This window comes from Maribellus comscasis, from assembly GCF_009762775.1.
Lineage (GTDB): Bacteria > Bacteroidota > Bacteroidia > Bacteroidales > Prolixibacteraceae > Draconibacterium > Draconibacterium comscasis.
Genome location: NZ_CP046401.1, coordinates 5,036,720 through 5,060,517, shown reverse-complemented (window position 1 = coordinate 5,060,517; position 23,798 = coordinate 5,036,720). Strand labels below are relative to the sequence as shown.

Sequence of the window (23,798 nt, the reverse complement as noted above, 5' to 3'; positions counted from 1 at the left end):
GGAATTTTACTATTTTTGCACCACCAAAATAAAAATGGCCCTATAGTTCAATGGATAGAATGTAAGATTCCGGTTCTTATGATCTGGGTTCGAATCCCGGTAGGGTCACGTTACGGGACAAATTCAAAATTGATGAGTTTGTCCCATTTTTTTTGCCTCCTATTTTATTGTCTATCAGCAAGATATATCCCAGTGCTTCATTAATTCTTGTGGTTCGAAAACGAATTCCGTCAAATGTCAATTTTTCAGGGAAGACCGAACCAATGATTTTTCTTTTCTGGGAAATACTGCCATTTTCGTATAATGAATCGAGACGGGAAATATTGCTTATAGCCTTATCCCATAAGGGTTCTATGTTTTCAGAATCACTTATGGAGCCAGTTAATTTCGCTTCAAGTCTGGTAATTCGCGTTTCAATTTCAGATTTCATTATGCGGTAGTCTTCAGCCTCAATATCTCCACATAAAAGCAATTCCCTTGCTTTGGATAGCCGTTTGTTTTCTTCCTGTAGTTGAAGTTTTATTTGCTGGATATCTCCCTTTTGAGCTTTAGTTTTTTCATTATAACGGTTCACTATAACTTCTTTGTACAATTTCAATTTAGGGATTGGTCGTACATATTCACTAATTTTATCAACAATCTTTTCGTTTAAATCAATTGCACTGTGCCTGAAATCACAACCTCCCGTGCAATGATAATAGTGATAATATTTAGTTCTTCCTTTTGATGCGCTCCCCGATAACAGCCGTCCGCACTGTGGACAGATAAGAAAACCCCTTAATGGAAGGTTATTATTGACAAGTATTTTTGTCCTCTGAACCTTTTTGCGCCCGTCAAGTACGTCCTGTACCTTGTAAAACAAAGTTTCGGTAATTAAAGGCTCGTGCTGACCGGTTACAAAGTAACTTTCTTCATCCTTGTATTTTGGAATAAATATCTTCCCGCAATAAAGTGGATTTCTGATGGCCAGCCAAAATGCGTTTTTACTGCATTTTAATCCTTTGGATTTGGCCATTTTCCACACTTGTTCTGTATTAAACTGGCCACGGGCTAGTTCTTCGAATACCCATTTCATTATTTCCCCGATAACCTCTTTCGGCGCGATATACTTTATCCCGGTTTCCGAAACTTTATTCGCGTAACCTATAGGTGCAGTTCCCATCCACCTTCCTTCTTTTTTTGCACGTCGCATTCCGTGAAAGACATTCAGCGCCCTACGGTCATTTTCCACTTCCGGAGCAGCCAAATAAAAAGCAAGCATCATTTTATTTTCAGGAATGGATAAGTCCAACGGTTGTTCTACTGCCTGTGGCTCAACACCCAGGTTACGAAGCGTACTGATCATTTGATAGGCATCGCCTGCATTTCGGCTAAACCTGTCCCATTTGGTGAAAAGGATTAAATCCGATTGCCCACGGCGTTTTCGCAATTCACCCAATAACTTTGTCCAGGCCGGACGCTTGAATGTTTTTGCTGAATGGTCCTCAAAAACGACTTTTCGGACTTCGATATTGTTTATTTCGCAATACTTTGTCAGCCGTTCTTCCTGGTCTCGCTGGGAGTAGCCTTTATCTGCCTGTTCATCGGTGCTGACACGAATATATAAATCTGCAATTCTCATGATAAAATTATACTTGTCCCTGTAAATTTAAAAAATTATCCCGGTGTATCCAGAAATTGTTCAACAACAATCTCTGCCATTCCGTACATGAAATCAAGTATAACTTTTGCCTGTTCTATGGTAACATCAATTCCATCTTCTTTCAAAAGTTTAACTGCTCGTTCAGGTGAAATTTTATGTCCGCCTTCACAATCCATTGCATTTCTCCTGGTATCCGGTCATTAATTTTTGTCCATTATTATTCATGGTTCACCTGCCTTTCCAATAAAAATAAGACACGTTAACCAATGGTTTGTATATCAACTATGTGATGACATTCTATGTCTTGATAATGGCAGCTTTTGGCGTAAAAACGATTTTTTCAAATTGCAATTACATTGTGAAATTGCCGGATGTTTACAGTTTAGTTTTTACTGTACTTCTCTCCTGAAATTTCTTCCCCTTAAGCGGTGTATCCGAAAATCGGTTCTGAGCAACCGCATTCAGGTGCGAAAGTATTTTCGTGTTCTTAACGCCGACGCAAATTCAAGCCTGACGGTTTTGCGGAAAATCTTCCTCTTTCCTTACTGATGAGTGTATTTCCCGCAAAAAATTTGACATCGGCTAAACACTACTTTCCCATGCCCCTGAAACACGGTCACTCCTCACCGGCTCCGATACGGCATAAAAAAAAGGTCAGAAATTATGAGAAGCACAGTAAAAAATAGGAAACAACGATCTACCTACCTTCCAACCAACATAAAACAGGTTGTGAAAATCGCTCTGATAGCATTGGGTTTCTACGTTTGGGGAACAGGGTTTATCTGGGTGCTGTTGGGTCTGTACCTCGGTTGGGCAGTTATCAAGCAACTGGCTTCCTGTCTTGTCTCCCTTGTCGTTCTCATAATCATTCTGGCTTTTCTGGTTTCATTAATCTTTTAATAGGAAAAACAATGGCAAAGTATTATTCAGTATTCGCAAAAACTACCACCGATACCGAAGTACAGGTGGTGAAAGAAAATCAGATTGTAATCAGTTATGGTTATGCGATGAGTGAATCCCGCTATGTGGTTTACAAAGTGGAACACATCAACAACCGGGGATTTATGTATCATTTAATCAATACCGACACCAAAGCTATGGACAGAACCGACATAATAAACCCCTTGTCCAAAAAGTTCGGCATTGGCAGGTATTACGATGATGTAAAACCGGAATTTATGGATGCGTTTGAAGTGGCTATACTCCTTCAGGAAGCACAGGTGAAAGCCAAAGCAGAGGAGGACGAAGCCGAAATAGAGCGGATAAAGATTGGCGAAGTAAAACAGGTTGGCCGCAAACGCTTTGCCGAAATATTCCCGGAAACGGCACAGGCAATTATTGTGGCAAGGTTGAAGCAGGATGAAAGTGATATGCAAACCGACTACTTTGCAAGTAGCACACAGCGCACCGTCATTTTAGGTTTTTCCACACACAAAAGGGACATTTTTTCGGAGATGCGTAAACACGCCTCAAATTTCGAAGAAACTGCTTACCTCTCGAAATTCAATCAGGATTACGAACATCGGGAAAAATACAGCATGGGTGTAGGTTACTATCTGGGAGAAAGCAAATATCACGGGTGGATAATTGAAAAGGTACCTGTATATGACCGCTCCAGAACGATTGAGGAATTCGCATACATCGCAGGCATCGAAGAAAACATTCGCATAAATAAGCCTGACGGGACACCGACAGATAACCCCAAATTGGAAGACAAAACCCATTGTACAATGGTGGAGTATTCAGCCAAAGCGGTCGCTGTTTTCGGAAATACCAAGCCAATTAAAGACGAACTCAAAGCAATGGGCGGACGGTTTAATAATCGATTGACTTTTAAGGGAGAAAAAATCGCAGGCTGGATATTTCCTAAGTCAAAAGAACAGCGTTTAGCCTGCTATTTCGGATTGGATTAAAAAGAAAGTTTCACTGGGACAGTTCGCTGTCCCACAATTCTACAAAATATGAAAGCATCAAACCATTTCAAAAACACCATTAAGGCATATTTAGACCAATGGGCTGAGAACGATGTATTGTTCTCACTTCAATATTCCAAACCTGAGAAGAATATAGACGATTGCGTGACTTACATTCTCAATACAGTCCAAAAATCGGGGAGCAACGGCTTTGCCGATGAAGAAATCTATTCAATGGCAGTACACTATTACGATGAAGACAACATTGATATTGGAAACCCTGTCAACTGCCAGGTGGTAGTCAATCATGTTGTTAAACTTACTGAAGAAGAAAAGCAACAGGCACACAAAGAAGCTCTGCAAAGGGTTCAAAACGAGGCTTATGCCAAACTCAAACAAACAACAAAAAGGGTGAAGCAGCCCGAAACAGTCAATCAACAATCACTATTTAACTTTTAAGAAATGAAACCACGAAATAAATTTCAAAAACAGGTTTTGGCGTTAAGCAACAAACTGTCAGCCATTACCGAAACCCAATATAATTGCGGCTACCGGAACTGTATCGAGCATATTGGGCGAAGGACAAAAAACGGGCTTATAACCTGTCTCGAATGCGGGCATTCGTGGACGGACAAAACTGCCCGACAACATTCCATTTGTCCGCAATGCAATACAAAACTGGTTATTAAGGACACACGGCAACGAGTTTTTGACGATTACCAATATCTCTTCATAATTACCTCTTGTGAAGGGTTTCAGGTATTACGATTCATTTACATCGATTACAAGGCAAAAGTTGGGGAAAAAGCACGGTATTTCCACTCTGAAGTGGTACAACGCTGGATAGCCCCTGACGGCAAATCTGCCACACTTGCTCGCTTGAGGCCAATGGGATTCTTTGTACATACATGGAGTTTTGGCAGCCCTCTTGAAATACGCCCCGAAAAGCCCCTGTACAATGTTGTCCCCACTTGTATTTATTCCCGGCAAAGACTAATCCCCGAAATTAAACGAAGTGGTTATACCAAGCAGTTTTTCGGCTTGACCCCATTTGATTTCTTCCAGTTCCTGCTCGCAGAAAATAAAGCCGAAACTTTGCTGAAAGCAGGGCAAACAGAGCTTTTCAAATTCTTTGCGCTCAATAACCATCGGAACATCAGCAATTACTGGGCTTCCATCCGCATCTGCATTCGCAGCAACTATAAAATAGAGGATGCTTCCATGTGGTGCGATTACATGGATTTACTCCGATTTTTCGGTAAAGACCTGCACAACGCTAAGTATGTTTGTCCTCCAGACCTGCAAAGGGAACATGACAGGTATATGAGAAAAAAAAGGGAACGCATAGAACGGGAACGCCGGGAAGAAGCCAAAAAGAAGGCCTTGGAAGATGAAGCTGAATTTCTGAAAATGAAATCCCGGTTTTTTGGCATCTGCTTTACTGACGGACTGGTACAGGTAAGAGTACTTGAAAGTGTGGAAGAAGTCATACAGGAAGGTGATGCCTTGCACCACTGTGTTTTTACGAACGATTACCACCTGAAAACCGATTCGCTTATCCTTTCAGCACGTATTGATGAGCAGCGATTGGAGACCATTGAACTATCCCTCTCAAAACTACAGGTACTCCAAAGCAGGGGGCTATGCAATGAAAATACAGAATACCACAACAGAATATTAAGGCTAGTGAAAAAAAACATGCCCCTAATCCAAAAGAGATTAATAGCTTAAATATTAATAAGGTTGGGAAATTTCCCTTGAAACAACGAGAAAAATAAAGATGAAATCAACAGAAGTAAATAACAGCATAATAGGAAAACGTTGTAAGTGTATTTTCACCGGCATGATGGTTACCGGAGTGATTGAGGAAATTACAAAAGACCAACACGCAGCGCATGTAAAAGTACGTTTCGATGAACCGCACGTTTGGGGTAATGAACAATTTGAATACAACTGGTCATTCGCCCGTCTGTCAGATGGGTTTGGCTCACTACGATATCTGGAAATTATTGACGACAAATACCAAACTATCAGGGTATTTTTTTCGAAAACCATCCGGGAAATAGACCGGGATTTTGTCAGGGACTACACCAAATGGCAAAGGGTCAACCTGAAAGAATGGGTTGACAACTATGAATCTTCCCGCTTTACACAAATAAGCGAATGCAGTACGATAATTACCTCCGATGATACAGTCCATCTGATAGAATGGCTCAAAAGAAATATACAGGTAAAGTCAATTGAAGAATTAATCTAAAAAATCAGGAATAATGAAAACCAACGATTCAATTAACGATAATGGGTGTTCAGCCTGTGAACAAGGGAATGAAAATTATACAACATTTCGTCCGGCACACCACCAAAATCAAACATTTTACCAGTACGATTACCGGCACACAGACGGGGAACTGTTTTCAACAACAGCCCCAACTTTGGGAGAGTGCCGGAGTCGTCGCGATAAATGGCTGGCGAAGAAGGATAAAATGTATAAACTCTTTATCGGGTTTCGAAAGTTAGGCGAATTTGATTCCATACTGGAAGCCAAACAATTTGCTGATAGCAGCAATTTTAGTGGCGTGTTTACCTTACTGGGCAACAACTATTCTGATAAGTGGTATGTATCTAAAAAATATTGGGACAATGAAAGCGACGATAACCGATATTACAGGAGCGAGCATTGAGGTAACGGATTTGGACAAAGCAATTGAGCAATGTAAGCTTTGCATAGACAGTCCCTACAAAATGCCATCGGGACAAACAGTTGGTGAAAACCACCGTTTTATGTTATCCCAACTTGAGAAAGTAAAACAATCAAAGCAAAACAGACGGGCGGGTTAGGCCGCCCGTTACTTTTTCCATGAGCCGATAACCATAGCGGGAGAAAAAGTAACAAAAAGCCCTTTAACCGCGGTTGCTCTCACATCTTTCATCAAGTTAAAAGCTGATTATTTCCAAAACTTATAGATAGGAAAAGATATAAATACTTCTTTGTCTTGCTCGCAAAGCTGTTCAAATTGTATTCTTGCTACTTTATAGTTTTCAAGCAATAAATTAGCTCCCAACTTGAACATTAAACTACTATTTTCATTTTCTGAAATTTCATATAGTCTTTTGTTTTCCTCTGCGGAGAGCTCTCTTTCTCGTTTTATTGTTTGTAGATAATTAATCATTTTTATCTCAGCATGTAAATTATCTGCACTTTCATTTAGAAGCCAGGAAGCTATCTCCTTGGCTGTGTTAAGAATCTCAATAGGATGGTCAGTATGTTTGTCATAAGCAAATAGTAGATTTAGTAAATCATAATTTGCAGCTTCAAATATGTTGACATCCCTATCAATCAAGTCTTTATATGATTGAAGCATTTTTGAAAGATTAATATTTGACAATTCGATATAATCATCTGGCGATAATACTGAGTAGTGGGACGCGAAGTATTCTGTATTACCTCTCGCAACTTTAAAAATCCCCTTATAATCAAAAAAATTGTACACATTGTATAAGGATTTCTTTTTGTCAACGGCATCCAAAAAGAGTAAAATTTGAAAGTTTGACATACTTTTATGAAGCAAATAACCGGTGTGTTCTCCATCCAAATTAATGTGAATGGCTTGCTTGCCGTTAATTGATTTCATTAGAAGATACAATTCTTCTAAACTCGAGTTCGAATCAATATTCCCGATATCAAAATCCGCCTCAACTTGCAATGATTTCCAAAATTGCTCAATGCGCTTATATGACTCTAATTGCTTTTTAGCAGAAATGATGTCAAAAGGGGTGTCAGCGTGGATTTGCCCCAAATCCACCTTTTTATTTTCTCCAAAAACAATTACTCCAGTTTCTATTATGCTTATTATAAAATTAAGATCCTTTATCCTATTTCTCAGCATACCAGTCAGTCTGTAATCCAGTCTGGCTCCCTTTCCATTCTTTATAAAAACTAGCGTCGTACTTTCTCCAAACTGGATGGTAATATCATCTTTTGTTTGTGTTTTGGACATATAGTTGTCGTATCTATCCCCATTAACAAAGATTGGAGGAAATCCATCTTTGGAAATCAATTTAATATCAGAAACCATTTCAATAGGGTGAGGAATAGGACTATTTGCAATCTTTGCATACCAATAGACTTCATTGTTTAAGAATGTCTGGATAGGGGATGGAAGCTTCTTTTTAGGTGAGAAAATAGTCAAACTTGATGTGATCTCTACAATGTCATTACTTGATGACAATGTCCTCAATTTAATTGGAGGGATATTACTAAAGCTATGTTGTTTTTTACTGTCCTCATAAAAATTATAAAAAATAGTTTGAATTGCATATTTATCCCCGGGGAGTCTTTTAACTTTAATGACCCTTGAGTTTTGATTTTTATGCCCTTTTATGTAATAATCAATCTTTAAGGGTGTTAACGCGTCATAAAAGACCTTTCTTTTGCTTGGATTATTTTTATCAATTAACACGACAAAATAAATAGTCCCCCCATCGTTTTTATAATTAACCAGGTCAGCCATATCAACAGAGAAAGAGCATTCTTCTCTATTGATATTATCGGCCATTTCTCCTTTAACCTGAACGGTGACTTTACCGATAATATCCTTTTTATCAGTCCTATTGCTTTTATAGATTAAAACTTCACCATCCCATGAAGGAGTTTTATCATTCTCCTTTATAAATTGACTAAGGGTATCCGTCATCGACAAACAGTCTTTGACCGCTATTGTCGCCAAATCTTCTATTTGCTTATTATTATATCTTTTTCTCATTATTAATTAGTAGCATGATGGGATATTGAGTATAAAAATAGGATGATTTTCTATTTTATAATAACGGTCATTAAAATGTCTAATCCCGTAGGACCTGTTTTTCAATTCTGAATCAACCATTATGTTATTAGTACCATAATATTACGTTTTAAAAGTAGTTTCTCCCCTCTAATTTTCCGGCAAAAATACAGGTAAATCATTGACAAACTGCAAGGTCATGCCCTGCGGGTTTTACAAACAATCTCCACACCTGCGGGTAGTATTCTTTGCAAAAACCTTGCGCGAAGTCATTGATTACCTGTGGTGTGAAAGCAAAAAATTAGTGTTGAACCATTAAAATTTTTGCATTATGAAAGTTAATTATTTCTCCATTCCGGAAATTACAGTGTCGTATAATGACAACGTAAAAGCTTCAGAACGTTTTGTTGTTAAATGTTCAGAAGATGCTTCGCAGATATTTGCCGAGGCGCATAAAGATTGTATGGAACACCACGAGGAAGTGAACGTATTGTTCCTGAACCGTGCCAACCGGGTAATTGGAATAAGCTGTGTCAGCAAAGGCGGACTGGATGGTACTGTAGTTGATATACGGATTATTCTGCAAACTGCTCTGAAAGCGAATTGCTCATCGGTGATGCTTTCTCACAATCACCCAAGTGGTAGCCGGAAACCCAGTCAGGCAGATATTGCGATTACTCAAAAACTGAAAGATGGCTGCAAAGCCGTTGGACTGTTACTCTTAGACCACCTGATTATAACTGGTGAAGGTTACATGAGCTTCGCCGATGAAGGGCTTTTATAGCCCTTTTTTTGGTCAAAAAACTAACATATTGCCTGTCAAGCATTACCTATTCCATCTAATTATGTTTTGACAATCAGATATTTGTGAGAAGATTTGTAAAAAATAACAAAAAACTGTTTTGCAAAAACTATATCTATTTTATAGATTTTCTTGAAGAATACTTTCCAATTTTCTTTTTGTGTCATGAACATATCGTACATGAGCCACGCCAACTAATTGTAGGTATTTTTCACATTTCTTAAGCATCTCATCACAAGCAGTAAGAAATTTTTTACGATGATGAGCTTCTAAAGCGTTAAAATATTTTTTGTAAAAACGTTCGTATTGGCCAGCAACTCTAAAAGGATAGTGTTTTTTTTCTTCTCCTCTACGTGTATTTATTAAAATAGAATGGGCATGCTCAAAAGCATTCATGCAAGTTGATTTGTTACCATTTTCAACTTCATTTTCTAATATAAAACGGCAATAGTGATTATCTATCTTATATGTGTCGTAACCCTTTATAGTTTTTGCCAACTCATAGCACTTCTCAAAATATGCCCCAGCTATTTCATAATTATAATCGGATAATCTTGCTATGGCATATTGAAGCCAAAAATGAATATTGTTTCTACAAAAATTATAATCCTTGATGGTTTCATAAAATCGAAATATTTCTCTTTTCCAAACGGGCTCGTTCAAATTTATGGACTTTTGTATCGTTCGAAAATTTATGATGGAAATTAACTTGTCTTTACTTGGCTTATGAATATCATATTTGTTGTCCAAATTACTCGCAATTAGAATCAAAGAATCAATTACGAGCTCTGGATGTACGATATTGCTCAAAATATATTGGGATAAAATAGGAGACTTAAAAGAGATTTGGTTTTGTTCAAAATTAATAAACTCTTTGATGTGTGCATTAGCTTTAAAACCAGGATTATTTAATGCTGCACTTCCTATAGTTTCAACCAATTCTCCTAATTCTAATCTAAAACGAAAGCTTTCACTTATTAGTATGACAATTACGGCTGTATAGAATTCGTCCTTCTTTTTAATATTATTTATGATAGTTTCTATTCTTTTCGAAAGGTCGGGGCTTTTTATTCTTGACAATATAATATTGCACATCTGTCGCCTACATGTTGTGCTCATATATTCTATACGTTCCGCTGGTTTTGTGGTAAATTCTTTCCACAAAGAATAATTTGACAAATAGTTATCAAGGATTGTAAGCTCATTATCCGTCAACGAATCAATATTGATTGTTTCGTATTCTCCAATAGTATCTTCAATTTCTTCAAAAATGACTTCGTGCAAATGAATCCTCTCGGATGTAATTAATATCTGACTTTTTCTGCGCAAACTAAAAAAGGCAATATGTTCTTTGGCTGTATGATAGTCATCAAATATCAATACAGATTTGTCGTACTCATCACAGATTTTTTGAATTTCTGATTCAATACATGCTCGATATTTCTCAAAAAAGAAAACCCTATATCCCTCTTTTATTAAGAGGATCGATAATGCTCTTAAAAATAAAGTCTTCCCATTTCCTAAACCTGCTTCTATAAGAAAATTCTCTTTTCCATCTTTAATGTCATCAATTACTTTTTCCACTCCTTCCCTTAATGAGAAATACTTGAATTTACTGGGGTCAAGTAAAGAATGGTACAAAATATGATCGTTTAAGTCTCCAAATAATAATAGATTATAAAAATCGATATCCCTTATTTTGGGAAGAGGTTTTTTTAATATTGGCTGAGAAAAACATAAAGGATTAAAAAGCTTATGAATAGTAGGGATGTAGCCTTTTTTTACATCTCTGATTTTTTGAACAAAACCTGAAAGGCTAATAGGCTGGACATCACCAAACTCTTTTAATGTTTCTACATTAATTTCATCTTCTTTATCCCATACGATAAAATATGCTTTATTATTAATATCACTATTATGTATTATACGTGCAATATCTAAATCATAATCTAAAGAAAAACCAACGAAAAATATGGCATCACAAGCTTTAATGTCTCCTTTAAATATTTCAATCCATTTTGATTTTTCAAAATCGTCTGTAAGATAACTTCGATTTACTAATCTAAAATCTGAATTAAGAGTGTCGGCAGTCAAATCATCTATATAGCCATTTAAGTGAACAACAACCTTATCTTTGTCTGGGAAATCATTAGGATGATCAGATAAAGTTACAGGTGTTAGATATTCTCCTGTTCTGTTTTGTTTATATGCAGTTTCAATAATATCGTCATAATTAGTAGTGTATACCTTAGACCATTTAAAAGACCCAATATATTCATGATCTGAAGAAATTTCTGATATTGTAAATTCCTTTTTTAATATATCTATTAAATCATAAACAGATTTCTTTTTTAAATATGCAGTAGCTGCTTTCTTTAAATCAGTGTTTGATGAACTATATCCACTATCTCTGTATAAAAGTTTTGCCAGATCTGGAGCACTCTTTATATCAGAGGCTTTCGTTAAAATATTTTTTGCTCCAAATGAAAAGCCTGAACCAGTAAAAAGAATACAATTACCTTCAAATATTTTTTCAATTGCTTTTTCAAAAGTCATGATTTCCTATATTTTATAAATCATAAAAATACCTATAAAAAAACACCTGACAAGATTCCTGACAGGTGTTTTTGTTCTGGTTGAATAAAGTTGTTTATTTATCAGTAATATCTTCACTTGCTCTTTTATCCTGCCAACTAAATGTCTTCTGCACCACCTGACCAAAATTATCCTGAATATAAACATCGATTGTTTGCTGGTCGGAACAATGTGAGGTATAATACAATCGAAACTCTGTTTTTTTGAGCGGGTACAAATCGTTTGGCTGGAATACCGTGCCGCTATCCATTTTCAGTTCGCCTTCGCCGTCCGGTTGGAACATACGGATAAAAAACTCCGCATTTTTATACTCGCCCTCCTTGGCTAGAGTGCAGCGAATTTCAGCGGTTTCGCCTTCTCGAAGGCTTTCCTGCACAGGCATGGTAACTAAATCAAAACTATATGCCTGAAATACATCCAGCGTATCATCACAGGCACTAACCAATAGCGCCAATGCTGCCAGCACTGTCACTATCATAAATGTCCTTTTTATTTTTTCCATTTGACTGTTTTTAAAGAAATACAAATTTGCCTTTCAGCGAGTTGTTCATTAGTATCACGGCATTCTCTATACCGTATGCCACAAGCATCGACCCGTTCCTGGGCTGCATGCCTTTCGTCCCGTCAGGCCGGAAAAAACGGGTTCTTTCATAGAGAAATTTTACAGCGGTTGCGCGGCCAAGCACTACATTGTGAAACCATTTAGCCTCAATTTTGGAAAAGACCAAGGCAATACCATTGTTATGCTCTGCCATCTTTTCAAGAAATTGTTTTCTCAGTGAATTGGGATAAGGTGGGTTTAGCCATACCCTGCCATTCCAGGGTTGTTTCAGCCCATCTTCTTCCAAAGTGTAAATATGCTTTGCCGATTGGTTTATCCGGTAAGCTTCCTCACAGGTAGCCGGGTCCAAATCAAAATCACCCAACGAGCGGATAATCTCCGCCGGTGTGTACCATTCATCATTCTCTTTCATAGGGCTAATTGATTATGAATTTCAATCCAATTCCGAGCTGCGTATGAAAATGCCCGGTTGTTGTTCCCAGAAGCATCCGTTCCCGGCCTGTCAAAAGCAAGACAATCCGGTCGGTTATGTAGCTCTCCATATCCAGCGTAAGCGCCCCACCATATACAAACCCATCTTCATTTTGCAGGGTAGCCCCGTCGTTGAGTAGTTTTTCTCCACGATTTACGGTTTCATATCCTGCCAATGCAGAAGCTCCAATAGAAAAGCAAACCGCTTTTCCCCGGCTTGACAGAAAATTGTAGTAAAACCCACCTTCTCCGGTAAACTGCTCCACCGGGATATGCCCATTTTCATACGGGTAATACCTTGCCATGTACTCCCCGCCAAACACCCATTTGTTGGCATTTCTACCGTAGGTCGCCATCGCTGCACCAAAGTAATACCCCGATTCATTCCGGTTATCTTTGGAATAAATCCCGTCAACCATTCCTCCGGTTATTTGCAAACCCTGCATCCCCGGCAGGGCACGCTGGGCGTGTGCCTCGTTGCTCAGGACAAAGCACAACGCCGTTGCTATTACAATTACTGCCGCTCTCATTATTTCACTTTCAATTCGTTTATTACTTTGGCGCGAACCAAATCAGCATTCTCCACAAAATAGGTCTGGTGCCGACCACCCTGTTTCTCGTGCAATTCCACCAATAAATGTTTATCGTCGGGGATGGTAAATTTGGGAAGCGTAAAAACCATGCGTTCAGTGGTTTTACCTCCAACTTCCTGGACATTGTTGTAAACGCGGAGGGGGTATATGACCTGCTCCTGAATAGCGGTGCGCTTGGCTACCTTTTTATCCACAATTTTAAACGTGATGTAATCTACCGAAAAAGGTACATGTGAAGTGTTTTTCAGTTGTGTATGGAAGTATAACAACCCATTGTGGGCATACAACCCTTTAAGTGTGTATTGTATCCCAAACCGCTTGGAACCGATGTGTTTGATTTTCCGTTTATCGTTTTTGTAAACCGATTTCATAATCAACCTGACCAGCATTGGCGATTCCTGCCCCAGTTCCTTTAGGTAAATATCCAGCGAGTTATTGGGCCGGTTAACTGCTTCACCGTCGTGAATAAAATCGGCCATTTCTACAGACAACTTCCCTGGCTCATCGGCATATTTTACGTTGAAGGTGTAATAAGCCCCGTCTTCAGTAATCACAGCAAGGTTGCTTTCTTGTGAAAAATCCCGAACCGCAGCTTTTACGCGCAGTACATTCTCTGCGCCGTCGGCTTTGGCAGCAAGTAAATCCGATGAACCTAAATCCACATACCGGATAGCCGATGGGAAAATAATATGTACTGTTTTGTTAAAGGTTACTTCCAGCGCATACGGTGGAATCATCCGGTCGAAAGTCAGCGGACGTGTCAGTCCGTTGTAAAAGTCCCCGGTTGTGGGTTTTTCCTGTGCTTTAACCGCAAATAGCATTACTGCAAAAGCAAGCATCAAAATAATTTTCTTCATACTCTGATTGTTTTAATTGAACTTGTTTGTTTTGGATATTTTAGTGGTGAAAATCTTGCTCACTACTCGGAAGGGAGCAGCAATACCCGGTGCCCGGCTTTGAGGGTAACCCTCACTGCCCGCATCTTTTTACCTGCATATTGTGAGGCGCCCTGAACAACACTCCGCCCCAAATCTGCCAGCAATTGCGAACCGGCATCGTCGGTAATGGTAATACTGCTCCCCATTGATGTGCCCATATTGGCAGCAACTTCTTTTACCGCGTTGAGTTCTTCGGACCCCGGCACGGAAATTCCCGGATTACCGTCCATATCGAAAACCTCCATTTTAACCGGAATGATGTTCCCGGCATACTGGATATGGGTTATCGAGATGTTCATCCGTTCTCCTGAGATCCGGGCAGAACCGGACACAAGCGTATTTTCCGGGACCAGTATTTTTCCGGCATGTATTGGCTCCAGTATGCGTACCTGAACTTCCTGACCATTGGTAATAGTTACCGTTTTATCAACGCAGGCACTAATAGTGTTCTTTGTCGATTCTGTCTCCTCCCCGGCAACCGTGTGAAAACCCAGGTTGCGGGGTTTTGCATATTCTCTCATAAATCCAGAATCAGGTACGGGAGCAGCCAGAAGTGAAACCACTTTGGCGGACACCTGCGATACCGGAATAGAAACAGTTTCCTTTTCTGTTTCCGAAGCATTTCGTACAGGTGCAGCTACTGTTTCTGTCGCGGCTTTATCCGCAGGCATGTACCTGGCAGCAATCTCATAGGATTTTTCTACCAGGGCAAGTTGCTCTTCCGCTTCGTTTTTCTCCTGAAGCTGTCGCTCCAGTACCCCGATGCGTTCTTCCAACGCCGCCTGTTCCTGATCGTTTGCTTCGGGTTCAGGCTCTTTATAGAAACTCCCCAATTGCCGGTTGATGTCCTGGTACTGACTGGCTGATGAGCGGAACGCGCTGGTCCGGCTGGTTTCCGAACTGTTTTTTATACGTGAAGATTCAGGAGTGTTTTCAGTAGGTTCAGGGACTTCATGAAGTTCTGTTTTCCCTGATGATACTTTTTCTTCCGGTGTTTCATCACCTAACATAAAAGCAAAATCCTGCAGGGAGCGCATCTTTTCCTGCTGCTTTGCCCTCATTGCTTCCTGCCGGTAAGCATCCTGTTTGTCGGCTACAATATCGCTTTCTTTTGGTGTGGGCAGGTTGGTATTAAAGGTATCGCCGGTTTTTTCACTTTTGTCGCCTGACGGTGCAAAAATGAACCACATACTAACAGCAAACAGCAGGAAGAAAAGAGGGAAAATCACCATTTTCTTTCGTTTTTGTAACTGCTGGGGAGAGAGCTGCTTTTTTTCTTTCGACGCAAGCTTTTCCCCGTTGTTATTCTCTTTTTCTTTCATAATAAATTTCATTTGATGGTTTTAAACTATCCACTTTGTTCCGTCTGTCCCTTAATTCCAGTTGCAGGCCTTCGATATGCTTGAAGTTCAGCTTCTCTTTTTCATCATGTCCGAAACTGAACAGGGATGAAAATGTGATGTAAAGCGATAGCCCTGCAAAAAGGAAAAGAAGGGTAAGTATTACGGTAATTCTTTTACCGGGAGGAATCCTCCCGCACCACTGCTGGAGACGGTTTTCCATTCGTTCTCCAATGGCAGTGAATCTTTTTCTGTTTTTTGCCATAATACTTTACCGGTCCAAAACCCGGATGTCTTTGTTTTCAAGGATTTCAAATTTCTCGATGGTAAACCCGTGAGGGTTATTATCGCTTCTGACTGAGTTAATCAGGTTGCAGCGGGTAACAAGCGAGCGTTCGGTTACATTGCTCGACCGGATAATCCTTTGTCGGGCGTAGGTAACAGCCGTGTAGGGATAACTTGCGAAGTTGCACGCCACGCTGTCAACCTGAATCACCTGCTGGATATTCCCGGCGACCACCCGGTTGAAGTACCCCTTTTCCTGCATGTCCTGGTAATAGCCATAAGCGCTACGATCGGCAAGGAAGAGTGCGCGGGTGATATTAGATTCTATGGCTTCCCGGTCGGGTGAAAGAGTAAAGAACAGCTCATGAAAGCGGGTCACATGGTCACGCGCCTCCACCGGCCGATTCTGGTCCATGTCCTGGGAGAGCGCCAGCATAAGCGATTTCCCCTGGTCAAGCACATATATTTTCTGCCGCTGCGCTTCAGCATAACTGAAAGCATTCCATACTGAATAAATGGTTATCCCGGCACAGAGACAAAGAAATACCAGGGCGAAAAACCGGATTTGCCGGAATGATGTCTCTATATTTTTCAAACTTTTAAACTCCATAATTCTTTTTTTTATAATTAAGATTACCGCCCGACAAGGCGACCACCGATATTCCCGGCAGCGCCACCGGCCATGCCAGCGGCATAGCTTCCGGCTTTTCCTGCGGTTTTATTAATGGCGTGATTGGCGCTGCCCATACCGCCCGACTGGATAATCCAGTTGGCCACAGTCGGAACCGTAAAATAGCCGATAATCCCGATGAGCATAAAGATTATGTAGATTCCATATGAGCCGTCAGGGATATAATTGGGGTCCTCCAGAAGCTTGATATCAGCTTCCAGCATCAATACCTGAATACGTGCCAGTACCGCCGAAAAAAGATCGGAAACCGGCAGCCAAAGGTAAACACTGATATAGCGGGCAAGCCACTGGGTAAGCGTTGCCTGAAACCCGTCATAAACGGAAAAGGCAAACGCAACTGGCCCCAAAATGGATAACACCACCAAAAAGAAAGTCCGTAAAGTATCTATTATTAACGCTGCCGCATTGAACAGCAATTCCAGTAAATCCCTTACCACCTGACGGAACCACATTTTAATGTCGTACCAAAGCCTCTCGTTCCACATCCCGATGATTTCAGGGGTGTCCCAGATTCCGAGGTCTTTCAGTTTCTGGTCGTAGGCTTCATCGTCCACCAGCCATGCTTTCCCTTCCCGCACACGTGCTTCGTATTCCAGTTCTTCTTTTTGTAGCTGATAAGCTTCCATATCAAAAGTCTGGGTTTCCAAAATACTATGCGTCCCCCTGACAATCGGGCTCATCACTGCATTGATAGTTCCCAAAACAATGGTTGGAAAAAAGAGGATACACAGCCCAATGGCAAACGGGCGGAGCAGCGGGAACACATCGATGGGTTCAGCCCGTGCCAGAGCCTGCCATACCCGGTATGCCACATAAAACAAAGCTCCCAGTCCGGCCAATCCCTTTGCCACGCCAATCATGTCGCCGCAAAGAGGCATCATGTCTTCGTAGAGGTTCCTAAGAACCTGGTGCAGATTATCAAAATCCATAATTTACAAGTTTTAGCTATTACCAGTATCTTTCCGAAGGACTGCCATAAAGCGCCAACACCCTATCAGTATCGGCTTTTGCCTTGGCCCGGATAAACGAAACGGAAATACTTTTCTGCGTGTAATACCTTGTCAGATTACGGTACCCGAGCATCCGGTTATAAATCTGGTCAATCATTTCCATACGTTCCTTGTCCGTCATGGAAAGCCCGTTACTACTGGTTACGATGTTTTTCAGTTCCGTAACCAATGCGCCGCCTTCTTCCATCAGACGGGCATAACCTAATGAAATAGCCGCCAGCTCGTCCACTGTAAAATTGGGATCGGCAACCATCTTATTAAACCCTGTGATATAGATATCGCTGATTTCGCTAATCATCTCAATGGTAAGCTTCACCTTGCGGGCATCTTTAATCAGGTTGTTTACTGATTTAAGTTTGTCGTAGTATTCTTTACCCTGCTCGTAAATCTTGACAGTTTCCTGTACATTCTTTACCATATTCGTCAGGGTGGACGAAGATTTGACCACCTGTTGAATATTTTGTACCAGGTTGGACGGGTCGATTACCGCCCATTGTGCTTTTGACTGATAGGAAAAGCCAATCAGAACTATGCACGCGATTAAAACTATTCGTTTCATATTTGTTGTTTTTATTGATTGATATTTCGGGCTGATAGGGCCGGGATTAGTTTCCAAAAGGCACTAATCCTCACCCCTGTAATATTTTCCGTAAGCGGAAAGTTGCAGTACATCGTTGTCCGCATTGTAGGACAGGCTCATTACTCCGTAAAGGTTAACATACCGGATACCTTGGTATTTTTTGACAGGACACCGGAATAATTCTCCGGCTTTAAAGGCAAACTCCATAAAGAAGCAGTCGTTTTTTCTTTCCTTGCTTTTGTAAACCCGGATATCCGGTGCACCTTCCCGGCTTTTCCATCGGCCGGTTATATCGTCCAGGGCAAATTCATTTTTTGTTCCCAACGGATTAGTCCCGGTAGTTTCTGAATACATGGGCTGCGCGTTATTGCTGTTTACTTTCAGCAAGTTGTTTAATGGCCAGTTCAATGTCGCCGTCCAGTTTTCCGGCAAGTTGCATCACTTCCATTTTTTCCGATTCTTCGGTAGTGTAAGTCAGGTATTCTGAAACCGACACTTCTGTGGCATAAACCGCACTCTGGACACCACCCAGTCCTATCCAGACTTCTTTGTACCGGCGGCTGGGTGCGTTACTCATGTTAATGGAAAGGATTTGCGATTTTTCCTTTTCCGTCAGTCCCAGTAAAGCCTGTATCTGGTCGAACTTGTTCATGTATTTGCGTTGGTCGAGCAGTATCTTGCAATCCGAATTATTGATGATACTTTCCTTGACCACAGGGCTGGAAATAATATCGTCCACCTCCTGCGTAACCACAATGGCTTCGCCAAAATATTTACGGACGGTCTTGTACATGTAACGCAGGTATTCAGCCATATTAGCCGAAGCAATTGCCTTGCCGAGTAGGTCAGCTCCCTTACGGGAGCTTTCCCCTCTAAGAACCGTACGTGAAGGTTTCCCTTCATACGGCTCAAGCAACTTTAAATTTCTATCGAATAGAAACCAGCTCATTGTTACATCTTATTTTGTTGGTCCTTCCGTCTGCGGCAGCTATCATGCACTAAATGATTCTCCTTTTCAGCAGTACTTTTCCTTTCAGTAGTACCCCATGAATCATCCATGTTGATAGGTTCGCCGCATAACGGGCAGATACCGTTTTGCTTTTTCCATAAGTACAGCAATGGTCTTTTGTCATCCAGAGATTTGAGCATTTTATACTCTTTCCTCTTTTTAAAATATTCCTCCCATTCCGGGTCAAACGGATTGGATTCAGCTTTCACTTTCACATAACGGGTAATTTTCGTGTCGTACAACCGTTTAAGGGCGATTCTGTCATCTTTAGCTCCTCTCTTGAAGTCTGCCACAAAACACCAGTTCCTGTTTTTAATTCTTGTGAAATACTTGTCGGCAATCCAGTTTTTCCCTTTCTTGGGATGTCTTCTTTTTGCCCATTGCCATATCTTTTCGAATATCAGGTAATCAGCTTTCCTAAAAGTATCAGAGGCTACACAGTTTTTGTAATAGTTGACCCAACCTACAATTACGGGATTTAAAAGCCGTATAAGAGATTCCTGTTTACTTCCCTTATTGGAATCAATGATTCCCCGGATTTTCTTCATGAATTTCGTTAGGCTTTCCTTAGAAGGTTTGATTAGAAGTTTCCCATTATCGTATTTTCGGATATTGTACCCCAGAAAATTAAAACCTTCGCTTATGTGAGTTATCTTCGTCTTTTCTTCTGATAAGGTAAGCCCTCTTGCCTGAAGAAACTCTGTTACCATTGGTTTGATTTCTTCCAAAGCTTCTTTTGTCCTGCCTGTGATGATAAAATCATCAGCATAGCGTACTAAATGGACTTTGGGATAATAGGTAGTTGTCCTGTTTACAAATTTCTTATGGTACTTCTCTGCAAGCATTGTTTGCAGTCCGTCTAATGTCATATTAGCCAGAGTCGGGGAGATAATCCCGCCTTGTGGCGTTCCTTCTTCTGTCGGGAACAGTTCTTTATTGAACACAAAACCACATTTAAGCCACTTATGAAGCATCACTTTATCCATAGGGATATTGTTTCGCAACCATTCGTGGCTGATATGGTCAAAGCATCCTTTGATATCACCTTCCAGAATCCACTCGGGAGATGTTTTCTTTGCCAGTACGCAGAAACATTGTTCCCTTGCATCGGCAGTACTTCTCTCTTTTCGGAATCCGTAGGAATTACTGTCCGCAGTAGTTTCGGAAACAGGTTCTAATGCCAGCAGATACAGTGCCTGCATTGCCCTGTCCTTCATAGTAGGAATACCAAGCGGCCTTAATTTACCATTGCTCTTCTTAATATGTACCCGTCTTAACGGTTGAGGTTTGTAACCTTTTCTTTTCAGTTCACTAATTGCCTGAAATTTAGCATTTGGAGTTGACCATATTGCATGATCGACCCCGGCAGTTTTACTGCCTTTATTAGATGTAACACGTTTTACCGCTAATGCTTTGGCGTAAAACGAATGTGTCAGCGTCCACTGCAAAGCTTTCACTTTACCGTGTCTGCCTTCTTTATGAGCTTTTACAATACGCGCTTGTAGCTTATCAACCGCAGTCCTGCACTTGTCCCAGTCGATGCCGTTCCAAGTGTCCCACTGCCAGTCAGTAGATGCACACGATGTTTTAATGTCGTTCATTTGCTTTTCTTCTTTAGATAAGTTCTAAAAGTTTCTTGTAAAAAGTCACCTTGCAGAAGTCTGCCCACTTTCGTGTGAGATAATGTTTCAATCTCTATCCTTTCCATTACAGAAAGGCATTCGCTTTTTCTGCATTCCTATACCCGCATTCCATTCGGCTTCCCTTACGGTCAGCTTACCCCGTAAACGGGGAGAAATACGGGCTTACCATGTTCCCTGTAAGTGACAAAAGAATGGGTTAGAATCCGTCTATCCGCCGGCAGTACTTATGTTCGTGTAACCTTAGCGTGGAAAAGGTTAGCCGACTGCGCCCCTTTTGGGTTAGAGCCCGGCATCATTAACAGCTCATTCGAAGTTACGACGTTTATCAACGGTTCACATTATGTTATTCATACCATTCAGCCTAGCTCCCCCACCATTTGATGCTAACAGCGGTTGTCGTCCCCTCACGGTTCTGACTCCTCCTTTCGGAAGGGCTTCATTGTCAGGACAGCTCTCATACGAATTGATTACTTACTATCGCATGTGCCCTAGGCTACTGTTGACGAAACAACAGGTTCAATCAAATTATCACTCGCTTGCAATAACCAGTTGAACAATCACTTACAAGACTTACATGTCACAGCCATGCCTCTTCCACTATCAATTGTTTTCTGACCCCTTTCAGACGGCGCATTTTGTTGATAAAAGCCTCCATGATGATGATGGTCACCACGGGAAAAAGCTCGCGGTTTTCCTTAATGGCATCTATCTCGAATACGATAAAGCGTTTGGAAAGCAGGTCGATATTTTTATCCGAGTTCAGCAAAAAATCAAAGCGTCCACCCCGGTAATACTGCCTTAGGGTGGTCAGCATATTGTCGATATTGAAATCGTCCCTGCCAACCTTGATTTCCCGTTTTTCCAGTTCACGGCGGTAATCATCGCGCATGTACTCATAAAAAGTATTAAAACAGGGTATGATATTCCGGTTTTCCTGTATCCGGTGGATATAAGCTGATACTGCACTGCCCAGTTCACCGCTTTCGGTTTTGGACACTTTGTCGTCTTCACTTTTCCACAGGGTCAGGAGCAAGGTTTTGATGCTGTCTTTCTTTTCCACATCAAATACATAATCGTCGGTAAAAAACGGGTTGAATGAAATCGGGTGTTCTTCGGTATAGGTGAAATAAACCCCATCTTCCCCCTTGGTTTTCCGGTGAATCATTTCACACAATCCCTGGTAGCTGTTACCGGTATCCACCAGCACAACATGGGTTCCCTGTTCGTAATACTGCCTCACAAGGTGGTTCATAAAGAACGACTTTCCGCTTCCGCTTGGCCCCAGCACAAATTTATTCCGGTTGGTAATAATCCCTTTTTTCATGGGTAAATCAGAAATATCCAGATGGATAGGGTTCCCATTTACGCGGTCGCACATCTTAATGCCAAAAGGTGACGGTGACGAGCGGTAATTGGTTTCTTCGGTAAAGAAGCAAAGTGCCTGTTCGATAAAAGTGTAAAAGCTTTCTTCTAACGGAAAGTCGCCCGCATTGCCCGGCATGGCTGCCCAATAAAGGGTAGCTGCATCCACCGTATTATGTCGTGGCTTGCACTCCATTAATGCCAGTTGAGAACCAACTTCGTTACGAATATGCTTTAGTTCCTGCTCATCCTCACTCCATGCCATTACGTTAAAATGAGCCCGGATAGAAGTCAGCCCGTGAGAGTGGGCTTCGTTCAGGTAAAGGTCAATCCATTCCTTGTTAATGGCATTGCCCCGGCTGTACCGTGATAACGATTGCATATTTCGGGCGCTCTTTTCAAACTTCCGCAGGTTTTCCGCACTGTCATCCAAAAACAAATACTGGTTATATACATGGTCACAGGCAAGCAAAAGCCCAACGGGAGCGGCAAACGATAAGAGGCAGTCGCTCCGGTCGGTGGATAGTTTTTCGTAACGCATGTCAGTGCCCACCTTTCCGGGTAAATCTTCCACATCGGATAAGGTATGCAGACATACACGTTTTTCACCAATCCGGAGGCTGTCCGCTCCCAGCTCCATGTCTTTCAGACTGGTGGTGTTGTCGAGCGAAAGCGAAAAGTACTTTTCGATTAACCCGGCATTTTTCGGTGTTCCGACAATCTCATCGGTCGTAAGCCGGGCAAGGCTTATAAAACCACTGTCATTGATAATCCGCTCAAACTGTCCTACAGCTTCCAGGAACCTGACCGTATTGTCTTTATTGACTTCTTTGGGTATGATATTGCCCCGGCAGAGGGATGAAAAGTTGCTTTGCATCCGCATTCGCTCTTTGGTCGTTTGGGTTAGGTAAAGAAAGCATTCATGTTTCAGGTACGGACGTTCATTAAAATGACGCTCATAACTGCGCGACAGAAAACTCATTTCTCTGTCTTCGGTTTTAGGCTGGTAAGTTTCATGGATAAACCAATCCTGCTTCTGTATTACACTGTAATCTGGAAGCACCTTGACAGCTTTGGCCCAGGCAGAATGAATGGCTTCGTATTCGGGCGAAGTTACCGTAAACAGTTCCGGCAGGGTTACACGGAAAACTACTGTTATATCGGCATCCTTGCTGACAATACAGTCATGCTCAACACTTAGTAGCGGGAACTTGCTTTCGATAGTCGTTGCTTTTAGGATATTCCTCATGCTGCATTCTCCTTTCTTACTTTTTGGAAAAGGCTGCGGGGAACTTTCCGGTTAATCAGGTAACGGGGATGCTGTTTTTTTGCCATGAGCTTCATCAGTCCTGATTCGCCGTAACGGGTATTCAGGTTGAAAGTCAGCCATACCAGCACTGACGCGGCAATCACACCAAACCCGATACAAACCCACTGATCGACACCTGCCATATAGAGGATGACAAACACCACGAACACGGCAAGCAGCCCGGCAGCGAAAATGAACAGGTATTGTGATTTCAGACCGCGAAATTCCACGCTTTTGCCAATTCCTTTGTTGATATTGTACTCCATAATAAT

At 41.2% G+C, this 23,798-nt stretch carries 25 protein-coding genes and 1 tRNA gene; 8 read left to right on the top strand and 18 right to left on the bottom strand.

Annotation, left to right across the window (positions count from 1 at the left end; all coding sequences use genetic code 11):
* The first annotated feature begins 36 nt into the window (after window positions 1-36).
* A tRNA-Arg gene (locus GM418_RS20355) sits at window positions 37-108 on the top strand.
* Here GM418_RS20355 and GM418_RS20350 read toward each other — a convergent pair.
* Window positions 77-1,621, bottom strand: coding sequence for a recombinase family protein (locus GM418_RS20350; RefSeq protein WP_158869075.1), 1,545 nt, complete (start codon window positions 1,619-1,621; stop codon window positions 77-79). The genes GM418_RS20355 and GM418_RS20350 overlap by 32 nt on opposite strands.
* 35 nt (window positions 1,622-1,656) lie before the next feature.
* On the bottom strand, window positions 1,657-1,818 hold the full coding sequence (locus GM418_RS31490) for a hypothetical protein (protein ID WP_217447541.1): 162 nt from the start codon (window positions 1,816-1,818) through the stop codon (window positions 1,657-1,659).
* Window positions 1,819-2,305: 487 nt separating this feature from the next.
* Here GM418_RS31490 and GM418_RS20345 point away from each other — a divergent pair, with 487 nt between their 5' ends.
* The 6 genes from GM418_RS20345 to GM418_RS32095 are packed head-to-tail and all read left to right on the top strand — an operon-like array spanning window position 2,306 to window position 6,236.
* The gene (locus GM418_RS20345) at window positions 2,306-2,542 is read left to right on the top strand and encodes a hypothetical protein (RefSeq protein WP_158869074.1); all 237 of its coding nucleotides are present in this window, start codon (window positions 2,306-2,308) and stop codon (window positions 2,540-2,542) included.
* An 11-nt stretch (window positions 2,543-2,553) separates the two neighbouring features.
* Entirely contained in the window at window positions 2,554-3,555 is a 1,002-nt protein-coding gene (locus tag GM418_RS20340) for a fusion protein (RefSeq protein ID WP_158869073.1), read from the top strand.
* A 48-nt stretch (window positions 3,556-3,603) separates the two neighbouring features.
* Window positions 3,604-4,014: a PcfK-like family protein gene (locus GM418_RS20335; protein WP_158869072.1), complete on the top strand. Its 411-nt coding sequence runs from the start codon at window positions 3,604-3,606 to the stop codon at window positions 4,012-4,014.
* Between the two features lie 3 nt (window positions 4,015-4,017).
* Window positions 4,018-5,286, top strand: coding sequence for a PcfJ domain-containing protein (locus tag GM418_RS20330; RefSeq protein ID WP_158869071.1), 1,269 nt, complete (start codon window positions 4,018-4,020; stop codon window positions 5,284-5,286).
* Window positions 5,287-5,335: 49 nt separating this feature from the next.
* Window positions 5,336-5,812 (top strand): DUF7258 domain-containing protein, encoded by a 477-nt coding sequence (locus GM418_RS20325; RefSeq protein ID WP_158869070.1) that lies wholly within the window; start codon window positions 5,336-5,338, stop codon window positions 5,810-5,812.
* A 13-nt stretch (window positions 5,813-5,825) separates the two neighbouring features.
* On the top strand, window positions 5,826-6,236 hold the full coding sequence (locus tag GM418_RS32095; RefSeq protein WP_158869069.1) for a DUF3873 family protein: 411 nt from the start codon (window positions 5,826-5,828) through the stop codon (window positions 6,234-6,236).
* A gap of 264 nt (window positions 6,237-6,500) precedes the next feature.
* Here GM418_RS32095 and GM418_RS20310 read toward each other — a convergent pair whose 3' ends face one another.
* Window positions 6,501-8,318, bottom strand: coding sequence for a hypothetical protein (locus GM418_RS20310; RefSeq protein WP_158869067.1), 1,818 nt, complete (start codon window positions 8,316-8,318; stop codon window positions 6,501-6,503).
* Window positions 8,319-8,667: 349 nt separating this feature from the next.
* Here GM418_RS20310 and GM418_RS20305 point away from each other — a divergent pair, with 349 nt between their 5' ends.
* On the top strand, window positions 8,668-9,120 hold the full coding sequence (locus GM418_RS20305) for a JAB domain-containing protein (RefSeq protein ID WP_158869066.1): 453 nt from the start codon (window positions 8,668-8,670) through the stop codon (window positions 9,118-9,120).
* A 138-nt stretch (window positions 9,121-9,258) separates the two neighbouring features.
* Here the strand turns inward: GM418_RS20305 and GM418_RS20300 are convergent, their stop codons facing one another.
* The 15 genes from GM418_RS20300 to GM418_RS20230 form a co-directional block, all read right to left on the bottom strand.
* The gene (locus GM418_RS20300) at window positions 9,259-11,694 is read right to left on the bottom strand and encodes an SIR2 family protein (protein ID WP_158869065.1); all 2,436 of its coding nucleotides are present in this window, start codon (window positions 11,692-11,694) and stop codon (window positions 9,259-9,261) included.
* Between the two features lie 94 nt (window positions 11,695-11,788).
* Entirely contained in the window at window positions 11,789-12,211 is a 423-nt protein-coding gene (locus tag GM418_RS20295) for a DUF3872 domain-containing protein (protein ID WP_246222751.1), read from the bottom strand.
* A 34-nt stretch (window positions 12,212-12,245) separates the two neighbouring features.
* Window positions 12,246-12,707 (bottom strand): DNA N-6-adenine-methyltransferase, encoded by a 462-nt coding sequence (locus GM418_RS20290; RefSeq protein ID WP_158869063.1) that lies wholly within the window; start codon window positions 12,705-12,707, stop codon window positions 12,246-12,248.
* Window positions 12,708-12,711: 4 nt separating this feature from the next.
* Window positions 12,712-13,296: a conjugal transfer protein TraO gene (locus tag GM418_RS20285; protein WP_158869062.1), complete on the bottom strand. Its 585-nt coding sequence runs from the start codon at window positions 13,294-13,296 to the stop codon at window positions 12,712-12,714.
* On the bottom strand, window positions 13,296-14,216 hold the full coding sequence (gene traN / locus GM418_RS20280; RefSeq protein ID WP_158869061.1) for a conjugative transposon protein TraN: 921 nt from the start codon (window positions 14,214-14,216) through the stop codon (window positions 13,296-13,298). The genes GM418_RS20285 and traN overlap by 1 nt, the downstream gene beginning before the upstream one ends.
* A gap of 62 nt (window positions 14,217-14,278) precedes the next feature.
* Window positions 14,279-15,619: a conjugative transposon protein TraM gene (gene traM / locus GM418_RS20275; RefSeq protein ID WP_158869060.1), complete on the bottom strand. Its 1,341-nt coding sequence runs from the start codon at window positions 15,617-15,619 to the stop codon at window positions 14,279-14,281.
* Entirely contained in the window at window positions 15,600-15,902 is a 303-nt protein-coding gene (locus GM418_RS20270; RefSeq protein WP_158869059.1) for a TraL conjugative transposon family protein, read from the bottom strand. Before GM418_RS20270 ends, traM begins: the two co-directional genes overlap by 20 nt.
* A gap of 6 nt (window positions 15,903-15,908) precedes the next feature.
* Complete coding sequence (gene traK, locus GM418_RS20265) at window positions 15,909-16,532, bottom strand: conjugative transposon protein TraK (protein ID WP_158869058.1); 624 nt, start codon at window positions 16,530-16,532, stop codon at window positions 15,909-15,911.
* 23 nt (window positions 16,533-16,555) lie between these two features.
* Complete coding sequence (gene traJ, locus GM418_RS20260; protein ID WP_158869057.1) at window positions 16,556-17,542, bottom strand: conjugative transposon protein TraJ; 987 nt, start codon at window positions 17,540-17,542, stop codon at window positions 16,556-16,558.
* Window positions 17,543-17,561: 19 nt separating this feature from the next.
* Window positions 17,562-18,182, bottom strand: a complete 621-nt coding sequence (locus GM418_RS20255) for a DUF4141 domain-containing protein (RefSeq protein WP_158869056.1) — start codon at window positions 18,180-18,182, stop codon at window positions 17,562-17,564.
* A gap of 63 nt (window positions 18,183-18,245) precedes the next feature.
* A complete protein-coding gene (locus GM418_RS20250) occupies window positions 18,246-18,557 on the bottom strand; it encodes a DUF3876 domain-containing protein (RefSeq protein ID WP_158869055.1) in 312 nt (103 codons plus the stop codon).
* Between the two features lie 10 nt (window positions 18,558-18,567).
* Complete coding sequence (locus GM418_RS20245; protein ID WP_158869054.1) at window positions 18,568-19,152, bottom strand: TraG family conjugative transposon ATPase; 585 nt, start codon at window positions 19,150-19,152, stop codon at window positions 18,568-18,570.
* A gap of 2 nt (window positions 19,153-19,154) precedes the next feature.
* A complete protein-coding gene (gene ltrA, locus GM418_RS20240) occupies window positions 19,155-20,813 on the bottom strand; it encodes a group II intron reverse transcriptase/maturase (RefSeq protein ID WP_158869053.1) in 1,659 nt (552 codons plus the stop codon).
* 619 nt (window positions 20,814-21,432) lie between these two features.
* Window positions 21,433-23,466 carry a TraG family conjugative transposon ATPase gene (locus GM418_RS20235; RefSeq protein ID WP_158869052.1) on the bottom strand — a complete coding sequence of 678 codons (2,034 nt, stop codon included), beginning with the start codon at window positions 23,464-23,466 and terminating at the stop codon, window positions 21,433-21,435.
* Complete coding sequence (locus GM418_RS20230; RefSeq protein WP_158869051.1) at window positions 23,463-23,792, bottom strand: DUF4133 domain-containing protein; 330 nt, start codon at window positions 23,790-23,792, stop codon at window positions 23,463-23,465. The genes GM418_RS20235 and GM418_RS20230 overlap by 4 nt, the downstream gene beginning before the upstream one ends.
* Between the last annotated feature and the right edge of the window lie 6 nt (window positions 23,793-23,798).